14 protein-coding genes are annotated in these 19866 nt (G+C 35.1%); 2 read left to right on the top strand and 12 right to left on the bottom strand.

All coding sequences use genetic code 11. The features are described 5' to 3' along the window. Positions 1–5: 5 nt before the first annotated feature. From IGI37_RS06865 to IGI37_RS06845, 5 genes are all read right to left on the bottom strand, one after another. The gene (locus IGI37_RS06865; protein WP_438760798.1) at positions 6–404 is read right to left on the bottom strand and encodes a hypothetical protein; all 399 of its coding nucleotides are present in this window, start codon (positions 402–404) and stop codon (positions 6–8) included. After that, the gene (locus tag IGI37_RS06860) at positions 397–1809 is read right to left on the bottom strand and encodes a helix-turn-helix domain-containing protein (protein ID WP_438760796.1); all 1413 of its coding nucleotides are present in this window, start codon (positions 1807–1809) and stop codon (positions 397–399) included. Before IGI37_RS06860 ends, IGI37_RS06865 begins: the two co-directional genes overlap by 8 nt. Before the next feature lie 508 nt (positions 1810–2317). After that, positions 2318–6649, bottom strand: coding sequence for a SpaA isopeptide-forming pilin-related protein (locus tag IGI37_RS06855; RefSeq protein WP_438760794.1), 4332 nt, complete (start codon positions 6647–6649; stop codon positions 2318–2320). A gap of 543 nt (positions 6650–7192) precedes the next feature. Then, positions 7193–8275, bottom strand: a complete 1083-nt coding sequence (locus IGI37_RS06850) for a DUF4352 domain-containing protein (protein ID WP_438760792.1) — start codon at positions 8273–8275, stop codon at positions 7193–7195. Between the two features lie 539 nt (positions 8276–8814). Then, positions 8815–9429 (bottom strand): DUF7006 family protein, encoded by a 615-nt coding sequence (locus IGI37_RS06845; protein WP_438760790.1) that lies wholly within the window; start codon positions 9427–9429, stop codon positions 8815–8817. 152 nt (positions 9430–9581) lie between these two features. Here IGI37_RS06845 and IGI37_RS06840 point away from each other — a divergent pair, with 152 nt between their 5' ends. Continuing rightward, positions 9582–11072, top strand: a complete 1491-nt coding sequence (locus tag IGI37_RS06840) for an IS1182 family transposase (protein WP_438759380.1) — start codon at positions 9582–9584, stop codon at positions 11070–11072. A gap of 609 nt (positions 11073–11681) precedes the next feature. Here the strand turns inward: IGI37_RS06840 and IGI37_RS06835 are convergent. The 4 genes from IGI37_RS06835 to IGI37_RS06820 all read right to left on the bottom strand — a co-directional run bounded on the left by IGI37_RS06835 (position 11682) and on the right by IGI37_RS06820 (position 16000). Further along, positions 11682–12122, bottom strand: a complete 441-nt coding sequence (locus IGI37_RS06835; protein ID WP_438760788.1) for a hypothetical protein — start codon at positions 12120–12122, stop codon at positions 11682–11684. Beyond that, positions 12115–13560 carry a helix-turn-helix domain-containing protein gene (locus IGI37_RS06830; RefSeq protein WP_438760786.1) on the bottom strand — a complete coding sequence of 482 codons (1446 nt, stop codon included), beginning with the start codon at positions 13558–13560 and terminating at the stop codon, positions 12115–12117. Before IGI37_RS06830 ends, IGI37_RS06835 begins: the two co-directional genes overlap by 8 nt. Positions 13561–14107: 547 nt before the next feature. Then, complete coding sequence (locus IGI37_RS06825; RefSeq protein ID WP_438760784.1) at positions 14108–14206, bottom strand: type I toxin-antitoxin system Fst family toxin; 99 nt, start codon at positions 14204–14206, stop codon at positions 14108–14110. A gap of 417 nt (positions 14207–14623) precedes the next feature. Then, on the bottom strand, positions 14624–16000 hold the full coding sequence (locus IGI37_RS06820) for a 6-phospho-beta-glucosidase (protein ID WP_438760782.1): 1377 nt from the start codon (positions 15998–16000) through the stop codon (positions 14624–14626). 196 nt (positions 16001–16196) lie between these two features. Here IGI37_RS06820 and IGI37_RS06815 point away from each other — a divergent pair, with 196 nt between their 5' ends. Beyond that, positions 16197–17072, top strand: coding sequence for a MurR/RpiR family transcriptional regulator (locus IGI37_RS06815; protein WP_438760780.1), 876 nt, complete (start codon positions 16197–16199; stop codon positions 17070–17072). Positions 17073–17171: 99 nt separating this feature from the next. On the opposite strand, the gene IGI37_RS06810 is transcribed toward IGI37_RS06815, so the two are convergent. From IGI37_RS06810 to IGI37_RS06800, 3 genes are all read right to left on the bottom strand, one after another. Beyond that, positions 17172–18266: an ABC transporter permease gene (locus IGI37_RS06810; RefSeq protein ID WP_438760778.1), complete on the bottom strand. Its 1095-nt coding sequence runs from the start codon at positions 18264–18266 to the stop codon at positions 17172–17174. Beyond that, positions 18266–19177 (bottom strand): ATP-binding cassette domain-containing protein, encoded by a 912-nt coding sequence (locus IGI37_RS06805; RefSeq protein ID WP_438760776.1) that lies wholly within the window; start codon positions 19175–19177, stop codon positions 18266–18268. Before IGI37_RS06805 ends, IGI37_RS06810 begins: the two co-directional genes overlap by 1 nt. Positions 19178–19281: 104 nt before the next feature. Beyond that, positions 19282–19767 (bottom strand): GtrA family protein, encoded by a 486-nt coding sequence (locus IGI37_RS06800; protein WP_438763606.1) that lies wholly within the window; start codon positions 19765–19767, stop codon positions 19282–19284. Positions 19768–19866 lie beyond the last annotated feature (99 nt).

Genomic DNA, 19866 nt, shown 5'->3' with positions numbered 1-19866 from the left:
TTCTTTTAACTCTTGTTTATAACTAGCCTTGATTCACCACATAGAAGGTTTCCTGATAAAGCTTTTAACTGTTGGCCAAAGATTGATGTACTCGAGTCGCAGTCTTTGGTTCTAACTTCTCTTTCAAGTTTGGCCAATTGCCACTGTAACTCTTGTACCTTCTTCTCATCAGAAGGTTTATTCACCTTTTTTTGTGTTTTTGAATCAGCCTTTTGTAACATAAGAACCCCTTCACCAGATACGATGCTATTTTTCTGAAACTCAAAACTCGAGCTAGAAGAGTTTTTCCCAGCACTACTTGTCAGTGCTTTTGAATAAATTAAGGGATGACTTAGTACAAACGGAGTAGCCATTTGATAATTAAGAACCGAAAACAACAAAATACCTGTGACTAATTTATTCATTCTTCACCTCGCTTTTCTTTCGTTTCACAGCAATCACCTGATTACCGAAACACTCCCAATCATCAGCATTCGGAGGTTCTTTCCATATAATTTGTTCAATGCGGAGGTTTCTCACCGCATAATCCGAAATAAAAATATCAGTGTATGAATTTATTTTTTTTTGAACAACAATATTTTGATTTCTAAATCCTTCAATTTGCTTAATAATGAATTTCGTGTAAGCGATTCCTCTCGCAAAATCAACACAAACATAGACTTTGTTCTCAATCATTTCTCCAGGAATTACTTCAAGAACTGCAAAAAAGATATCTACAAAAAGACGGTTTCTCTCTATTGGTTCATCCACTAATATGCTACACACAAGATTTTGTATAGGTTGTATGAGCGATGGATAGTTTTCCTCTAAATAAAATTGATAACCTTCTATTGAAAAAAAATCAGTTGAGAATGGAAACATTTTTTGTTTCAACTCAAGTTGGTTAATCTTGTGAATTATCTTAACTAAATACGTTTCTCGCTGCTCCAAAACAAACGGCAATTCATTAAGAAAACGCGAAGCAGTTTCTTTTATAGCTGAATTTTCATAAGTAGTGTCAATTTTTACCATTCCCTCAGCTACCAGAAACATGAATATATACTGCCATTCAGATTGTTTCTCTTCTTCAGCTCCTGAAAAATGTCTCTGATAAACTTTATACACTTCTGATTCATACTTAAAATAAGTAAAAGAATTATCTGTTAAACGACAAAAATGACTGTGTTTACTTCGAATTAAAATAATACTAATCAATGTTAAAAGTTTATTTTTCTGTGTCAGTGTCAATTCTAAATTCAAATGACTCATTAACTGACTTTCAATCTCCCCAGCCTCTTTGGTTATCGCTTTAGAAAAGGGATTATACAGCCCATAAAAATAATTGATGTATAAAGCGAAAATAAGATTTCTGATTAATAACTCATCACCTAAAATCTTGCCTTTTTTATACTTCACACCATATTCACTTAATATAGCATTCAGTTTTTTTCTTATTTCATAAGATTGTCCTCTCCCCAAAAATCGAGATTCTGCAAACTGACTCAACGACGGCTCCAACTCTAATGACAAATTTAACAACTGAAATACTTCTGAATTCATCAAGTAATTCGATCGAACTTGCTTTACGATCAGATTGGAGATCCCATAGATATGGATTTCTCCAGAGGGTTCAATGACAATTTTTGACTTATCTGAAATCATACTCAATTTCTCATTCAACTCATCAATGTACTGTAATGCTTTAAATTTTGAGATACCAGCAAACTCACATAATAACTCAATTGAGCAAAAAGTTGATTTCTTTAATTCTAACCATTGAAGTAATAAAACTGGATATTGATTTTGATCCAAAAAAGCATCTAAATTCATAAAATCATTGCTCCTATCTACACCTCTTTCCCATATCATAGGCGCGAAAGCACTCTGCATAAAATATAATGCTTCTTTAAATTTCAGCGCTTATTTAAAACATTATCGAGTTTATTTTATAGCATTCTAAAGGGAACATTTTTTTGTTTTTGACTTAAAAATTCTCTTTTTTTGATGAAATTAAAAATATGTAGAATTTTTGCCACTTTATGTTTTTGGCTAGGCCCGAAAGTCTATGGGTAAAAAACATAGGCTCTTAGTTTTTCACTCCTTTTTTAGTAAGTAGCTGAATCCCTTTTAGGTAGATTTTGTCAAAAATATCCTATAATAAGACAGCCTCGGTAATGAGCTTTTTTATTTCGATTGATCGACCATTCCCTGGATTTTTCTTTAGAAATTGATGAGATCGGATTCCTCAATTCTTAAGGTGTTTCACTTGATAGTATTTAATTGAAAAGAGCCCCTATCATTTAAGATAGAGGACTCCTTTCAATTCATATTGGTATTCTTATTTTCTAATTTTTCTTTTTACATAATAACCTATTCCTAATGCTACTATAAGAAGAATTCCGCCAACCACACTCATACTAATTGAATGTTTTTCTCCTGTTTTTGGTAAAGTTTTCGTCGAATGAGAATTATCTTTCGGTAGAGATGGTTTTGCTCCTTTTTCTTTCACATTATAAACATCTAATGTGATTAATTCAGAATCCTCAGCAATCTTAAATGGAATGCTTCGAGTATCCAATTTGTAGCCTTTAGGCGCTTTTGTTTCTTTCAAATAGTACGCACCTACTGCCAAATCTTCCACTGAAAACGTACCATCTTCATTAGTTGTTAAACCTGATTTGATTTCTTTTCCGTCTTTATCAAACAAGCTAAACACAGCGCCCTTAAGAGTAACTTTGCTATCGACATCTTTTTTAATTACCTTCAATGCATGTGTTTTTCCTTCATTGTCCATCTTAACCGTTGTGCTTTCTTCTTTTCCTTTGACAACAAATTTAATTGGTGTTTTATCGATTTTGTATCCTTCAGGTGCTTTTGTTTCTACAAAATAATAGGTTCCAGGTGTCATTTCTTTAACCGAGATTTTCCCAGATTGATCTGTTTTCAAATCACTTAGAAGAACTTTATGATTTTCATCTTGCAATTCAAAGACAGCTCCAGATAAGACATTTCCTGTTTTTTTGTCGTATTTCTGAAGAATCACACTACCTTTTGTCTTGCTATTGGTCATGGATACTTGAACGGCTTCTGTCTGTCCCTTTTTGATAGTGAATACAACTGGTGTTTTGTCCAAATCGTATCCTGTTGGCGCTTGGGTTTCGACAAATTGATAGTCGCCAGGCGCTAGCCCATCTACCGCAATTTTTCCTGAAACATCTGTTGTTAAACCACTTTGTAGGGCTTTGCCAGCTTTATCTTGTAATTCAAAAACTGCTCCTTGTAAAGCTTCGCCACTTGTCGCATCTGTTTTTGTCAACACAACCCCACCAGGAGTGAGTTTGTTGGTCATTGAGACTTGAACCGCTTGGGTTTGACCTTTTTCAATCGTGAAGGTGATTGGTGTTGCGTCTAAATCATAACCGGTTGGTGCTTGCATTTCAACAAATTGATAGTCCCCAGGTGCTAAACCATCTACCGCGATTTTCCCTGAGGCATCTGTCGTTAAACCACTTTGTAGGGCTTTGCCAGCTTTATCTTGTAATTCAAAAACTGCTCCTTGTAAAGCTTCGCCACTTGTTGCATCCTTTTTGACTAGAACAACCCCACCAGGAGTTAGTTTGTTCGTCATTGAGACTTGGACGACTTCTTTTTGTCCTTTTTCAATTGTAAATTTGACCGGTGTTTTGTCTAAGTCATAACCGACTGGTGCTTGGGTTTCGACAAATTGATAGTCTCCGGGTGCTAAACCATCTACTGCGATTTTCCCTGAAACATCTGTTGTTAAACCACTTTGTAAAGCCTTGCCAGCTTTATCTTGTAATTCAAAGACCGCTCCTTGTAAAGCATCCTTGGTCGTTTCATCCGTTTTTGTTAGGACAACCCCACCAGGAGTTAGTTTGTTGGTCATTGAGACTTGAACGGCTTGAGTTTGACCTTTTTCAATTGTGAAGGTCACCGGTGTTTTATCTAAATCATAGCCTGTTGGAGCTTGCGTTTCCACAAATTGATAATCGCCAGGTGCTAAACCATCTACTGCGATTTTTCCTGAAACATCTGTTGTTAAACCACTTTGTAGCGCTGTTCCGTCTTTATCTTGTAATTCAAAGACCGCTCCTTGTAAAGCATCTTTGGTTGTTTCATCTGTTTTCGTTAAGACGACCCCACCAGGAGTCAACTTATTGGTCATTGAAACTTTAGCAACAGTTGTCTGTCCTTTTTCAACAGTAAAAGGTACAGGTGTTGCATCCAAATCATAGCCTGTTGGGGCTTGGGTTTCTATCAATTGATAATCCCCAGGCTCCAAATCATTAATTGTCAACAGACCTGACGCATCTGTAATTAAACCACTTTGTAAAGTGATTCCACCTGCGTTTTGTAATTCAAAAACAGCTCCTTGCAGGCCTTCCCCACTTTTGGCATCTTTTTTCATTAACTCTACGCCACCAGGAGTCAAGGTATCTTCAAATTTTACGGAAATTGCAGTATTCATACCAACAACAACTTTAAAACTTTGAGGAGTTGTATCCAAAATATAGCCAGCTGGTGCAGTAACTTCTGCTGCAGTATATTCTCCTGGTTTTAATAGGCCGACATCGACTGTCCCTTTTGCATTTGTCGTAACTGATTTTAGAACTTTTCCTGAATCATCTTTAATCTCAAAGACAGCCCCAGCTAAAGGTTCCCCAGTTTTACTATCAACTTTTCTTAAAATTACGCTGTTTTTGAATGCGGTTGAGGCATCATTACTATAAATATTGGTGCCATTATAATCAAATGAGGCTTTATTCGTGATTTTATCTCCAGCTTGAAGTCCGCCATTTTTATCAATCTCAGTTTCAAATTTCACAACTACATGATCGCCCGCTTGCATATCTTTTAGAAGCTTATAACTCAACGTATTTGTTGTTTGGTCATACACCGGTGCGGTCACTTGAGTTGCATCATAAATAAAATTGTGGGGGTTCGTTAATAGAGAGACTAATGGATCTTCAATCTTTGTCCCTTTAGCAACGGTTCCTGCTTTTGCATGTAAGTCCAATGTATAATTTAATGAACCTTCTGTTGAAGTCAATCCATGTTGATCAACATTTTTTAGTAATGTAACATTTTGAAATTCATCATCATCTAATGTGATTATTTCATGCGCAGCTTTATTATGCTCATCACTTGTTAAAGTGGCAGCATTCTGTTTGGTTCCAGTAAACACCTCATCCACTGAAAGACCATAAACAAGTTCGTATGAATCGTCTGGTGTCAAATCACCAAAGTCAACCTCAAAACCATTGTCCACTAATTTTATCTTATTTGCAAAATCTTTTGTTACATAAACCCAACTGTTTGGAGTCCCATCTACATCAGTTGATGTCACCTTTAGTACACGTAAATGTTTAAGTATTGAACTATCACCAGAAGCGTCTTGGTAGGTATTTGAATCAGCCAAGCTCGTTCCTTCTGGAAAAACATCTTTAACAATGACATTATGAAGATTTTGTTGTGTGTAATTGACTGAAATAGCAAAGATATTCCGATAGGAATTATTTTGATCCATAATCGCAGCATTTACACCCTCAATATCTTTTCGTTTATTAGGAGACCATTTAAAGAATATTCCTTCATTATGTTCTGTTTTAATTATTTCAGAGCTATCCTCAGAATGACTTTTAACACGCCCTTGTGTCATATCAGCTGAAAATGTTTGGTCTGGCATATCTTCTCGAATCAAAGGTGCTTGGAAATGAATTTTTACCAAGGCACCAAATGCTTCAGATTGATCTATTTTGTTTGCTTCATAATTGATAGTTACCACATAATGACCCTTCCCATCATCTGTATAGATAGGATTGCCTAGTGAGAATGGTCCACCAATCGTATAGTTCGTTGGGTCTGATAAGCTACTTGCATTTCGAACGATTTCTTTAGGAATAGTTACATGGATTGTTCCATTTTCATTTAATTTTCCAGCTGAGCCTTGCAAAGTAATATCTAATTCAACATTTTGATTCGTTGTAATTGAGTCAGGCGCTGTAAGAACAATTCCTGGGTCATCGCCGACCGCTTGAGGATTGACAGTTGAACCATCTTTGTCTTTGTTTTCTTTAACTACAGGCTTACTACTGTCACTTGTTTCTTTTGTATCCATTGTTTCTGTGCTAGATGTTTGATTTGTTTTATCTGAAGAGACATCTGTTGATTCACTTGTCTCTATCGTACTGCTGTTCACATTCTCTGAGGAGGTTGTCGCGACCTCACTTGTTTCACTGACAGAAGTTTGGTTACTTATAACCGATGACTCTGTCGTACTAGAACTTTCTTGACTGACTACTGAAACATGCAATGTATTAGTTTGACCACCTGCTGTCTGACCATAAATATCATATTCACCAGCAACCGTCGCCTTTAAAATAATCTGGCTATGTGTACTATCTAGAGCTTTGCGACTCACTTCTTCCATACTAGAATCATAAATCAGCTCCACTTGACTAAGCTGAGCTTCAGGTGCTGTCACCTCAACTGAAAATTCTGTTCCTTCGGTTACCTTGTTATTGCTTATTGAAATTTTGGGTGTCATCGGATCGTCAGTTACAGCAAATACGTTGACAATCCCTAGTTGAGCAACCACCATTATCATGGAAGCCAATACATAAAATGACTGGATTAATTTTTTCCTCATCGTTATTCCTCCTGCTTTTATTTGTTAAAGCCTCATTTGAACGGATGCTTTAACACCTCATGTAACCATTCATATAGTAATAAATTAGACTTTTGATTTGATACTTTTTGCTATGCCTACACTCATATTCCACAATGGTTTATATGAAAGTCTTACATTAAGACTGGATTTTTACGAAGTATTTTTTTCGTTCCCCTGATTGCTATATAACTTTCTTCTCTTAAATGAATGATCTTACTCATTTGTTTACCAGGTTATATCTCATTTTCTAGATACTGACTTTTCAGTTGAATTAATAGATTTTTCTTTCACATTTATCGGTACCTCTATATAAAGTCATCTGTTAAAAAATAACAACAGACCCGTTTTCACCATCAGTCTACGACCAGTCTTAAGTAAAAACAATTAATACGCTGTTTTATTTTTTTATTTTTTATCAACTAATTCTTGTTTTAAAAAAAACTTCGGAGTGAAATGAAACCTATTGTTTAAGAATGTGGCATTGCTTATCTCACTCTTCTTAATTCCTACATCTGTGTATTTTTAGTAATCACCTAAACCACCCTTAAAGCTCATCACCAAGTCTGAGTAATTGGAATTATCAGTTGAATCAGATGAATCAACCGTCCATTTCCCATCTTTTTCGGTTAGCTTAATTTTATAACCGTCCTTGCTCATATAGTCAGAAGTACTAACCTGTGCACTTGCAAATTTGCTTGGGAGTTGTTGAATCAAATAGTTGGTGGCCGCTTGTTCGGCTTTATCATAGTCATTATATTTATCTTCATTTTCATCAACAAATTTGTCTAGAATCGATTCCGTATCAATCTTTTCTAGATCGATAGTTTCAGGTTTTACATTAACCGTCACTTGATGTGGAAACATTGAAGCGATTTGATACGTAACCTTGGCTTTCTTTTGATTGGCTTGCTCGAAACTCGTAACCAGTTTGGTTAATTCAACAGTTGTTGGCACATCTGAATCAAATTCCGTTTTCAAATCTTCCATGAAACCTTGATTAAAGTCTGAATGCTCTTTTTTTACATCATTTGCTAAAATCGCTTTTTTTTCTGTTCCATCTGCTTTTTTGTTTAAAAAGACTTGATCAATATATTCGGAGGTTGCTTCTTTTGCCTCTGCAGTTTGGTCTTCATATTTTGATGAATCGATTGCTAACTGGATATCCTTGGTTTTCTTTTCATCTAAAACCGGTGAATAATGCAGCTCATACTTTTTATCTTTTTCAACATTAAAAACCATATATCCACTCACTGTTTTTCCGCCAGATAGAGTAGTTGCCTCAAGATTTTTAAAGGAATCATCCTCTGAATAAATATCTTTAGTTGAAATTTTGTTTCCATCTTCATCATATAAACTAAAATCATCTGACATGATATCTAAAGTATCTTTCGTATTGTTTTTTATTGATAAGTTCAAAGCCAAGTATCCTTCATTATCTGGTACAGAATCTCCATCCTGCAGGACATAAGTCCCGGACTTAACCTCAACACTTGCCTCGGCAGACTCCATCTTTTTTTTAGAGCTCTCCTCTTTTGTTGATCCGCAAGCACCCAAAACGATTGTTGCGCTTAAGGTAATCAAACTTACTATAAATTTTCTACTCATCGTATCCTCCAGCTTCTCTAAAACTTTCTAGAGAATTTCTTAAATTAGTTGGGCGTAGTTTTTCCCTATTTATCTTCACTTCATTTCAGCTTATTTTACTGCCCTAATGTATAATAGTATTTTTATTTGGGTATGACCGAAAAATAATCAAAAAAAATCCGTATTTTTCAGTCTTTCAAAGAAAAATGTCGGATTTTTGTTTAATTTAGTATTTCTTTATTAACTATTTGTAAGTTTGACCCCTATGTGAACGAGTTTTTATGGGTGTTCTTTGATACTTTCTTTAGTCAATGTCTCCTGATGAATTCTTTTAATTTCTTTATAATAGCCATAATACCTATTTATCCGGTTGAAATATATTAGATAGCAGACAATGGATGGTAGACGGTTTATATCGCTATTTTTGAGAGAATGAACGAATCTTATAACTTGTTTCTACTATTAGTATGTCTAATGGTATTCACTCGCCTACTCTCGGTAACTCCTATCTTTTTTTCTGTCACGTCAAAGCCAATCAAGTCTACAATGGAAGCTCTTTGTTATCCAACCTGTCTTCTAAAAGAATACTTTGAACTCTCAGCATAATAGTCAATAAGAAAAACTTCTTTACAAACCACTTTGACTTCCTGCTCAATCATCAATATATATTCAATTTCAGAGAGGTGAAAAAATTTTTTTATTCGTAATGAGTCAATAAATATACGACACTTGGTATCAATCAAAAATAATTTAGGGTAATTTACATTAAAATTCTCAGCAGTCATTTCACGATAAGTCTTTCTAGCCGCACTCTGTAGATAAAGATAATACTCAGAAACAATCTTCCAATCATCAAACGATTCCCCTTCTTCAAACTCAGAAAAATTCAATAATATCTCTAAAATATTGACTTCCCAAATAGGTTTTTTGTTTGTTGTGTCCAATAGGTACAAGAATGAATAGTTATCCAGCTCATTCACGGGTTTCCTAGTCTCCTCAAAAAAGGTCTGTTTATACTCTTTACGAATCACCTCAATAATCTCATCCGGTTTTTTAGAAATATCTGTCTTTTCTGTTATATAATAGAACAGTAATTCCAATTGTTGATCAATTGTATTTAAATGTGCCACGCCTTTAGAGATTGGCATCTTTTTGATCCCTTGTATAACCGCCAATGCCTGAGGCTGCTGAAAAAGTCTCTGACAATTTTACAAAAATAAAGAAAAATAGTGGTTGAGAAAACGTCTATTTTTCTTTTTTTTTGTATAAAAAACCCATTGTATAGCCATTTATTGGTATAATAGAAGAAGTGGAAGGAGTGTTTTAAATGCTAGATAAGGGACGTCAAACGAGCTTAGAAGTAGGCATGTATTCAGGTTTATATGATATTTTGATTGAAAAGGATAATTTTTGGAGACAAATCAATGAAACGGTTGATTTTTCTTTTATTTATGCTGAAGTAAAACAAAATTATTCAGAAACAGCTGGTCGGCCAGCTGAATGCCCCATTCTCCTCTTTAAACTAATCTTATTAAAAACCTCGTATAAGCTATCAGACCGCGATTTGATTGCTCGTTTACGTACGGATATGCAAATGAAATACTTCCTAGAATATGAACCAGAAGAAACTGAATTTATGGCTCCTAGCTTACTTTCTAAGTTCCGTCACCTACGCTTGAAAAATACGAATCTATTGGACTTACTTCTCACAAAAACTGTCGAAATCGCCTTGGACAAAGGCGTAATTGAAGTGGAAAATAAATTAATTCAAGATTCTACCCACTCGAATGCCATGTTCCAACACGTTTCGCCAAGAGAAGAAATTATCAAACGAGCGAAAGAAGTAAGAAAAGCCGTGTATGCTGTTGCCCCTCAAATGAAAGAAAAAATGCCAAAGAAAAAGGAACATACGGGGATCCTTGAAGACACCCTCCACTATGCAAATGAAGTGATAAAAGTGATTGAAACAGAGGGTGGTTTTGATAACTGCACAGCCGTGATGGAGCGAATGAATTACTTAAAAGAAGGCATCGAAGAAACAGAGGGAGCGTTTGAATTTTCTAAAGATCAAGAGGCAAAAGTTGGGCATAAGACGGCGGACACCGCTTTTTTTGGCTACAAAACACACCTTGCTTTAACTCCTGAACGAATCGTTACAGCCGCGACGATTACCAGTGGCGAAAAACCTGACGGCAAAGAAATGAAGACACTCGTCGAAAAAAGCCAACATGCAGGGATTGAAGTCAAGGCAATTATTGGAGATGGTGCGTATTCAGAGACGGATAATTTGAATTACGCAAAAGCAAACGGAATGAAACTAGTATCGAAGTTAAGTAAGTCAGTCACTCATGGGAATGGAAAAAACAAGGATAAATTCGCGTACAATAAAGATGCAGAAATGTATGTTTGCCTAGCAGGACACATGGCAATTAAAAAGAGAAAGTCAGGAAGTAAATGCGATAAAAAGGGAGTAGACTCGCGTGTAGAGGCCTATTTCTTTGACGTGGAAAAATGCAAAAGATGTCCGTTTCGCGAGGGTTGTTATACTGATGGAGCGAAAACAAAAACTTTCTCAGTAAAAATAAAGTCAGATACACATATCGCTCATATGGATTATATGGAAACCGAAGAATTTAAAGAGCTTTATAAAGAGCGGTATAAAATAGAGGCTAAGAATGCGGAGTTGAAAGGTCGATACAATTATGGAACCGCACAAAGCTGTGGTCTATTAGGGATGACCATCCAAGGGGCGAGTACGCTGTTTTTAGCTAATATGAAACGAATTATCAAGTTAGAAAAGGAAAATACGGGGAAATAGAGGGTAGATTCCCTTTATTATTATGAAAATACACAAAAAACAGTGAAATTCTTTTTTTTTGAAGAATTCCACTGTTTTTTTGTGAGTGTTTTTCAGCAGCCTCCCAATGCCTCCGCTTTTTTTTCGACAAAAAAGTTAATTAATTTCTGCTCGTTAGTCATTTCCTTAATTTCTTCAACAGTAAAATTCCAATAATATGTTACGCTCATACTCATGCCCCCCTTTAAAGTATCCAATAATATAAAACGTTATGTTAGCTACATTTTACTTACGTCTAAAACAACCATCATCTCCATTTATAGAAACCGTACTTTATTTGATTTTATAATATCAAAATATACAAACAAAAACTTCACATATACACAGCTTTTCTCCGAGATTTTTTGCGAATCCTAAAAAATATACGAATTTTTTACACGAAGGTTCCTATAACTCTCTACTATAAAAAAAAGAGAGAAGTGTGCAGAGGTTGCTGCACCTTTTCTCTCTTAACTGAAGAATAATTATTTTGTTATTTCATTTTGATACAAGCAACAAAATTCCGGCATATTTTTCCAATATCGTTAAAAAAAAATATTCCCTTTCACTTTCTACTCTTTCACAGACGGCTTATCCTCGTTTGCCGTAAATCATAATCCCAGATAATATGCTCATCTGAAACCCCAAGACCGACCCCTTAACGCTTGAAGAATTTCCATCATTTTCTTTACTATAGAGTTCTTCCTCTAGCTTCATCAAATCGAGACGGATGTCTTCAAATGTCCGTCTCTGCTCCTTGGATTGCCTAACTGTTGACTTGTTTGCTCTCTCGTTAGGTTGATAGATTGTTAAGCTATCTCCATCATCATAGACACTTACGCCATCAGAAAATCGCGCTGTATGTTGTGGAATCTGAACGTTTTCAGCCTTCTCATCACTATTTTGTTCAGTCTCCACATCAGATACGGCCATTTTATTTAATAGATTGATTGACGTGTAAATACTCGGAAAATAGCTCTGTTGTATCAGGAACATACTCAGAATCATCGTATTGATTACTCGGCTATGCATTCTGTCTGCCCCCTTTTATCGCAATTAGCTTATCCCCGAAATCTCTCCAATCAATAGGTGTCGGAGGATTTTTCCAAATGACTTGTTCGATGGAATGAAGCGATATAGGCGAATCTGAGACGTATAATTGTGTTTTTGCCGAAATTGAGTGTTCAATCTTTAGCGATAAATCCTTAAAACCAAGAATTTGTTTTGAGATAACTCCTGTATAATGTCTTCCTTGTACAAAATCGACGCAAATATAAATATCTGCTTCAATCTCTTCTAAAGGAACTAGATCTATAATCAAAAACATTAAATCATAATAAATCCGCTGCTCTTTATCCTCAGTCAAACGAAATCTAAGTTTAAGAAGGCAGACTTCCTTTTCAACAATCTTGCTTACATTCGGGTAGCACTCTTTAAAAAAGAGTAATTGCTGTTGAGAATAAAAGGAATCAAACTCTATATCAAAATAGAGCATCTTTAACATTAGTTTGCCTATTTCTCGATATAAGATTGGAGACAAGTTCATTTTGATCTTGCTCTGTCCATTAGGAGTTAGCTTTGCTATAAAATTAGCGGCGACCTCTTTATACTGATCAAAATCTAACAAGATATGTAATCGTTGAAGTTTTGCTGGCGTCAGTACAGATTCAGTCGCACTAAATAAAAACACTTCTAAGAAAACGTATTCTAAGACTCTTCTTTTTTCATTCCATAGCTCATAAAAGGTCGGAAAGATTGTCTGAATAAGTGTGACTTCATAATCAGCTGAGACTTCTACCAACTTCTTTGAAAAAGTCACCTTTTTATTTTTTCTTAGACAAAGTACACCAAGAAAAACAGCTAATTGATTATTTTCAGATGGTGACAAGGATAAATCATAAGCTATTACAATTCGATTAAGTATCTCATTTACTTCTTTTGATAAGGTTTCATTAAACGGTGACTCTAGACCATTAAATGCACCATACAACAGAGAGAAAGTAAAATTGCGAATCTCTTCCTCCATTCCTTTTAATTGGTTATTACTAATTCTAATATTATTTTTTTTTAGGCTCATGTTGAGTTCTTTTCTAATCTCGTACATTGTGGAACGACTAATAAAATTGGTCGAACAAAACGACTCAAACGACATACCTTCTAGCAGAACATCCATGTAAAACCGGAATTTTACTGAGCGTTTTAACAAATAAAGAGTTAGCTTTTTTACTAACAGATTATCGAATCTTTTTGTAATTACTTGCCCGTTTTCTGTTATTTCAATATGAGCAGCCTGACTCACTGATGCTAAATCAATCGTTAACATATCTATATACTTTTTCACTTTGAATCTGGATAGGCCCAAAAATTCCTCGATTTCTCCTAAATAGACATAAGAATCTTTTTTTAATTCGAGCCAACTGACAATTAATTCTATATATCTGTCATCATCTTCTAAAAATTCCTCAATCAACAATTTTCTCACCTAATTCAATGTGTATTCTACACCTTATTTACTTGCATTCTAGCAACCTTGCTCAATACTCAGCAAATAAAACGACCTATAACTATATTAACTATAATACTTTTCACATTGATTATTACTAATTTAACAAAGAAAAATTCCGAAATAATTCCTCTTACATCTAAATAACTCGGAATTTTCCAACTAGCTCACTCAAGAATCTATAAAATTTCTCTCATAGTGCTAACAGAACAAACCAATTTTGATTATCTCCTTTAGTTGTGCTATGCTTCTTACATACAATGTAATTATTTTTTTCAAGACAGCACCAAAGCCCAACCTACTGTCAATAGGTTGGGCCTTTTTTTCACTGAAATTTCTCTCATACCACTAACAAAACAAACAAATTTGATTATTTCCTTTAGTTGTGCTATGCTTCTTGCATACAATGTAATTATTTTTTCAAGACGGCACCAAAGCCCAACCTACTCTCAATAGGTTGGGCCTTTTTTTTCACTTTTATACTCTAAGCGGGTGGATTGGTAACAACTCGCAATCAATTGTTGTCTTTTTCATCCAACCAATGAGAAATTAGCTTCATAACTAATCCTACAAATATAGGTGCAACAATTAATGTAATTATTTCATCTAACAAGACAGCACCCCCTTTTTGGGCGAGCTGCCAATGTCAGTCTACCATAAGCATTACCAAAAAAAGTTTGTGAATACCATGAGAATTCTTTCATAAATGCTTAAATTTATATATATATTTTCGAGACTCTATTTTTACTGGGAAATCTATTTCACCCCTCGAGTATCTTTTAAAAAACTTTTAAAAGATGTTTATTTTTGGATTATTGATCTATTTTACCAACTCTCAAATTATTCATCTCTCTATGATTTCCTCCACCTAAAGAATCTTCTTATAATCTTTAAAACGTTTTTCGGCGAACAGACCTCTTTTTCTCCTATTAGGAAAGGTGTACGTAAGTAGTCTACGTACACCTTTTATTGTCTCTTTATCTGATTGATCCATCCATTCTTTGGTTCATAGTGATGGACCCTTCACCTATTATTTTGATAGTTCACGAGCAATCTCATCTTTAATGATAATATTTTCTTTTTCCAAACGTTCAATTGTTTCAGCAAACTGAGGAAGATATTTTTTATGTGCGATAAATAATTCATCCATAATCCGTTTGGCAGTTTCACCAGATTGAATCAAAGGATTAATTGTAAATGCTTGAAGTGCTGTCGCATAATCACCAGTGACTGCCGCTTCTATTGTTAAAAGTTCCATCGCCTTCATCACTTGTAACCAACCTTTTTCTGCAGTCGGTAATGGGCCAAATGCAACATTGCGTGCTCCTTGTGCACCTACATAAGCGGTTACTTCTACTGCACAATCAGCAGGTAGATCTGGTACGGCGCCATCATTTCTAGTTGAAACCACGATTTCTGTGTTCGCATTTGAATATATTGACGCAATTGTCTCACAAGCGGCATCTGAATAATATGCGCCACCGCGCTCTTCTAATTGTTTTGGTTTATAATCAAGGTTCGGATCCTTATACAATTCAAACAATTCATGTTCTATCTGTTTTACTTGTTGTGCACGAGTCCCTTCGTTTTGATACTCTTCAATCCCATGCTTCAACATTTCTTCCTCGCGATAGTAATACCTATGATAACCACAAGGAATCATGTTCATTTGTACTAACTGCTCTTTATAAAATGGAATATCAAAAATATTTTTAGGTAAACTACTGGCGTCTTCGTACAGCTTATCAATTAATTTACCTGTAATATCATGTCCATTTTTGTCAGCAAGTTTATGCCAATGGAAATGATTCAGACCAGCGAATTTGTAAATCAAGTCCTCTTTTGGCACACCTAATGTTTCTGATTCACCCATTTTTGCCATAACTGGCACATTACATAGGCCAATTACACGATTCCATTTTCCATAACGTAATACAGCTTCTGTAACCATTCCACTTGGATTAGCAAAATTGATTAACCAGGCATCTGGACAAAGACGTTTCATATCTTCAACAACTGATAAAATAATTGGTACTGTTCGGAAAGCTTTGAACATTCCACCTGCACCGTTTGTTTCCTGCCCTAACATACCATAAGAAAATGGAATCCGTTCATCTTTTATTCTGGCATTTAATTGACCAACACGGAACTGAGTCGTTACAAAATCCGCATCTTTTAGCGCTTCTTCTCTGTCTAACGTCGTGTGAATCTTCACATCATAAGGAGAAGCGTCCCACATTCTCTGAGCCATTGCGCCAACAATGTCTTGTTTTTCTTTCCCTTCCTCTACATCGACTAACCAAATTTCTTTAATCGGTAGCTCATCATAACGTTTGATAAACCCTTCCATTAACTCAGGTGTGTAACTACTTCCGCCGCCAATTGTTGCTATTTTTATTTTTTTCATCGAATTCCCTCCTATATTTTACAAATTTAGTATAAAATAAAGAAAATAGATAAACTAGACAATGAGCGAATTTCAAAAATCATTTTACAAAAACACTGATTTAAAGACGTTCTAACGAAAACTCATTTCAAAACCATTAATAACAGCGATTTCATTTTTTACAAAACAAACATTTACTTTTCAAAAGGAGATTTTTATGCTAATCAAAGAACAACTAGAGACTTACTCATTTTCTCAAGCCGAGAGCTTAACTGTTTCATTTTTATTAGAACATCCAGAAGAATTAGAGGTCTTGACGATTCAAGAAATTGCAAAAAAAACCTTTACACAGCCTTCCACACTCGTTCGTATTGCAAAAAAACTCCAATTTGACGGCTGGAAAGACTTAAAACAAGCCTATCTAGAGGAGTGGGCCTACCTTAGTAAAAACTTTACCAAAATCGATGCCAATCTGCCCTTTTTACCCACAGATTCAACTATGAATATAATCAATAAATTAGCGGTTTTAGAAAAATCAACCATCGATGATATTCTCTCGCTTTTACATCATGATAACCTCTCAAAGGCCAAACAACTGTTGTTAAATGCTGAAGTTATTCGTGTGTTTTCACAAAATGCCAACCTGTTAATTGCACAAGACTTTGCCTTGAAAATGAATCGAATTAGAAGAACCGTGGTCCTGTCATCACTAAAAGGGGAAGAACGTTATGAAGCCTATAATGTACCGCGTAATGGTTGTGCAATACTGATTTCTTACTCGGGAGAAAATACGGATATTCTTAAGATTAATCAAATACTTAAGTCCAGAGATGTCCCGACCATTGCTATTACGAGTATTGGTGATAATAGTCTTTCCAAAGAATGTACTTGTTTTCTGCCAGTCACCACTCGCGAAAAACTCTATTCAAAAATCGGCAATTTCACAACCAATATCTCAATTATTTTCTTACTCGATGCCCTTTATTCCATCGTCTTTTCTGAGAATTACGAAAAGAATTTAGAGCATTTAAAACGAGTTGGCCAGTTAGTTGATACGAGAAAATTTGCGGTTGACGTGATGCGAGAAGAATAAACTTTTTACCGATTGTTATTCATCATTTCGCAAAAAAACATGATAAAGTCTATCCATCTAGAATAGGATCTTTATCATGTTTTTTACTTGATTAAATTTTTAAGATAAAGCTACATCACGTTTATTAAACAGAGCTAATGTCGCAGTGTAAATTAAGGCAATATAGATGACTAACCCAATCACCGTAGCTAAAATACTGAGATTCCCAGGTGCTGAATAGGCACTATCTAACACTTGATTATTTAAGCCCAATAGATTAAAGAGTAGCCATTTCAACCAATCGTACTTCTCAATAATTGATGGTAAGATTTGACCTAATATACTTCCGGAGAATAATACCCCCATTCCGACACCTACAGCTAGTGCTTGAGAGCGAATAACAGCTGAGAAGAAAAGCGCAATCGTAATATATAAAATCATTAATAAAAAATTACTTGAAAACAACTGCCCTGCCAATGCTATTGCTGTTTTTCCACCTAGATCTTCTGATATAGCTACATTAAGCGATTGATGTGGTAGCATGTATGAAAAAACAAAAGCTGAAATAGCCATAACCAGACTACTCATAAACCCGTAGATAATCGCTACAATGTATTTTGACCACAGGATTTGCATTCTACTATATGGGCGAGTGAGTAGCAGCTTAATAGTGCCCCCAGAAAATTCCGCCGCAATAATCATACTAGCAATAATAACTGCAAATAGAGTAGGCAAGACGTATAATTGTCCAAAACTACTGAAAAACTGAGCACTTGTCGTTCCTGCCATCGGATCAAGCGGTGTCTCCCCATTTTCTTGATATGATTTGTAGAAGGCAAGTTGTTTTTCGACGACTTTAACTGATACTTTATCATACTTCTTAGGTTGGCTCTTCATCATTTTTAAGTTATCTTCTAGAACTGGAACAGATTCTTTTACTGTCAATGAAACATATTCAGGCTCACCTTGCATCTCATCCGTTTGATTCCAGTACGTATACTCACTCATGATGATACCTTCTTTTGTTTTGATGCCTTCAATACCACCTTTGAATTCTGGCTGTTCTGCATCTTCTCGATAAGATTTCATTGAGTCATTGGATTTCATTATCATAAAGCTCATACCAAACATACAAAGGACTAAGAAAATCTGTAAAATCCAACTAGATTTTTTACTAAATAATTTGATGAATTCATTTTTCATTAATATAAACATTAGAGAGCCCCTCCTTCAGTTAGTTCAAAGAATCGTTCTTCTAGCGAACTTGTTTTCGCTGTAACAGCATAAATATCAAGCGCACTAATAAGTACTCGAATCACTTCTGGAATCTGTTCTTCACTAATGGTTACTTCCATCATTTGGGCATGAAGCGCAACAGCTACAATTTCTTTTTCAGTCAAAAGTTCAATCGCTTTCTTCACATCAGAAACTTTGAAGATATATTTGCCATGACTATCTTCCATCACCTCGCTCATTGTCTCAATATGAGTCAACTCACCCTTTTCAATAATTGCAAATCGATCAGTAATCTGCTGAATCTCACCCAATAAATGACTAGAAATAAGGACAGCTGTTCCCTGACTTGAAATCTCACGAATAATCTCTCTGAATTCTGCCATACCTTGTGGATCAAGTCCATTAGTTGGTTCATCTAGAATAAGAATTGATGGACGATGAATAAGTGCCTGTGCTAAGCCAAGTCTTTGACGCATTCCTAGTGAATAAGTTTTCACCTTTTGATTAATTGCATTTGTTAATTTAACTTTATCGACAATTTTTTGAATGTCCTCATCAGAAATATCCTTGCGACTCATTCGAGCAAATTGTTTTAAATTTTGCATTCCAGACATGTACATGTAAAATTCTGGATTTTCAATAATTGCTCCGACTTCAGCAATTGTTTTTTTGAAATCAATACTCACATCAGTTCCATTAATTAGTACAGTTCCTGTCGTTCGGCTAATTAAGCTAACAATTGAACGAATGATTGTTGTTTTCCCCGCACCATTTGGACCAAGAAGTCCAAAAACTTCCCCTTCATAGACCTCAAAATTGATATTTCGAATAATCGTTTTCTTACCAACACGTTTTGACAGATTTTTAATCTGTAATACTGTTTTTCCCATCATCTTCTCCTTATCATTTTTTTATAAAAACTAGTGCTCGGTTCCTACTTAAACTAGTATACGCCTTTCATTCTTTTTCTTACATCCTACCTAAGGCTGAGTTTTTAGATAGCGTCCTTCTTAGGTACAGCTCTGTTCGTCTTAAAGACCAGATTATTTGAAATAAAATAATTCAAAAGAATCCCTAGGGCTTGAATTAGTAATACAAAAAAGAACTCATTCAACCGTTCAGGAGAGCCAATATATAAAGTTAAAAACTGATTACTAAATAATGGCGCAGAATAATCAATAGTCTCTAATCTTAAGAGACGAATAAAAAAGACTGCATAGGTCTCAATCGCAATATAGGTAATAACGACATCCAAGAAAAAAGTCAGCAATCGACCAGAAACAAATAGGACAAATTGACTCAAAAGCTCTCTAAACGAAACACGACTATTTTGAAAAACAAAAAATTTATTGGTAAAAAAAGCAAACAGAATCGCAACAATCTGAGCACCTATCACTGGAATCATTGCAGAAGTAGTCAAAGAACTTGCAGTAAATCGAACAACAAAATAGACAACGGTTGTCAAAACACCTACAACTATGTATTTAAAAATTTTTATTTTTACTTTCCCCTTCCCACACGGCGTATCTTTCTAGTATAAAGGACTTATTTCTATAACACAAGAAGTGGTTGGTAAGAC

Source organism: Enterococcus sp. AZ194, assembly GCF_051713825.1.
GTDB lineage: Bacteria > Bacillota > Bacilli > Lactobacillales > Enterococcaceae > Enterococcus_K.
The sequence above is the reverse complement of the archived record's forward strand: the minus strand, read 5'-3'. Positions and strand labels throughout refer to the sequence as shown.

Coding starts and splice junctions, on each gene's coding strand:
- IGI37_RS06850 (WP_438760792.1), bottom strand. CDS start 8,275: ATGAGTAGAAAATTTATAGTAAGTTTGATTACCTTAAGCGCAACAATC.
- IGI37_RS06820 (WP_438760782.1), bottom strand. CDS start 16,000: ATGAAAAAAATAAAAATAGCAACAATTGGCGGCGGAAGTAGTTACACA.
- IGI37_RS06840 (WP_438759380.1), top strand. CDS start 9,582: ATGCTAGATAAGGGACGTCAAACGAGCTTAGAAGTAGGCATGTATTCA.
- IGI37_RS06865 (WP_438760798.1), bottom strand. CDS start 404: ATGAATAAATTAGTCACAGGTATTTTGTTGTTTTCGGTTCTTAATTAT.
- IGI37_RS06805 (WP_438760776.1), bottom strand. CDS start 19,177: ATGGGAAAAACAGTATTACAGATTAAAAATCTGTCAAAACGTGTTGGT.
- IGI37_RS06810 (WP_438760778.1), bottom strand. CDS start 18,266: ATGTTTATATTAATGAAAAATGAATTCATCAAATTATTTAGTAAAAAA.
- IGI37_RS06855 (WP_438760794.1), bottom strand. CDS start 6,649: ATGAGGAAAAAATTAATCCAGTCATTTTATGTATTGGCTTCCATGATA.
- IGI37_RS06815 (WP_438760780.1), top strand. CDS start 16,197: ATGCTAATCAAAGAACAACTAGAGACTTACTCATTTTCTCAAGCCGAG.
- IGI37_RS06835 (WP_438760788.1), bottom strand. CDS start 12,122: ATGCATAGCCGAGTAATCAATACGATGATTCTGAGTATGTTCCTGATA.
- IGI37_RS06860 (WP_438760796.1), bottom strand. CDS start 1,809: ATGAATTTAGATGCTTTTTTGGATCAAAATCAATATCCAGTTTTATTA.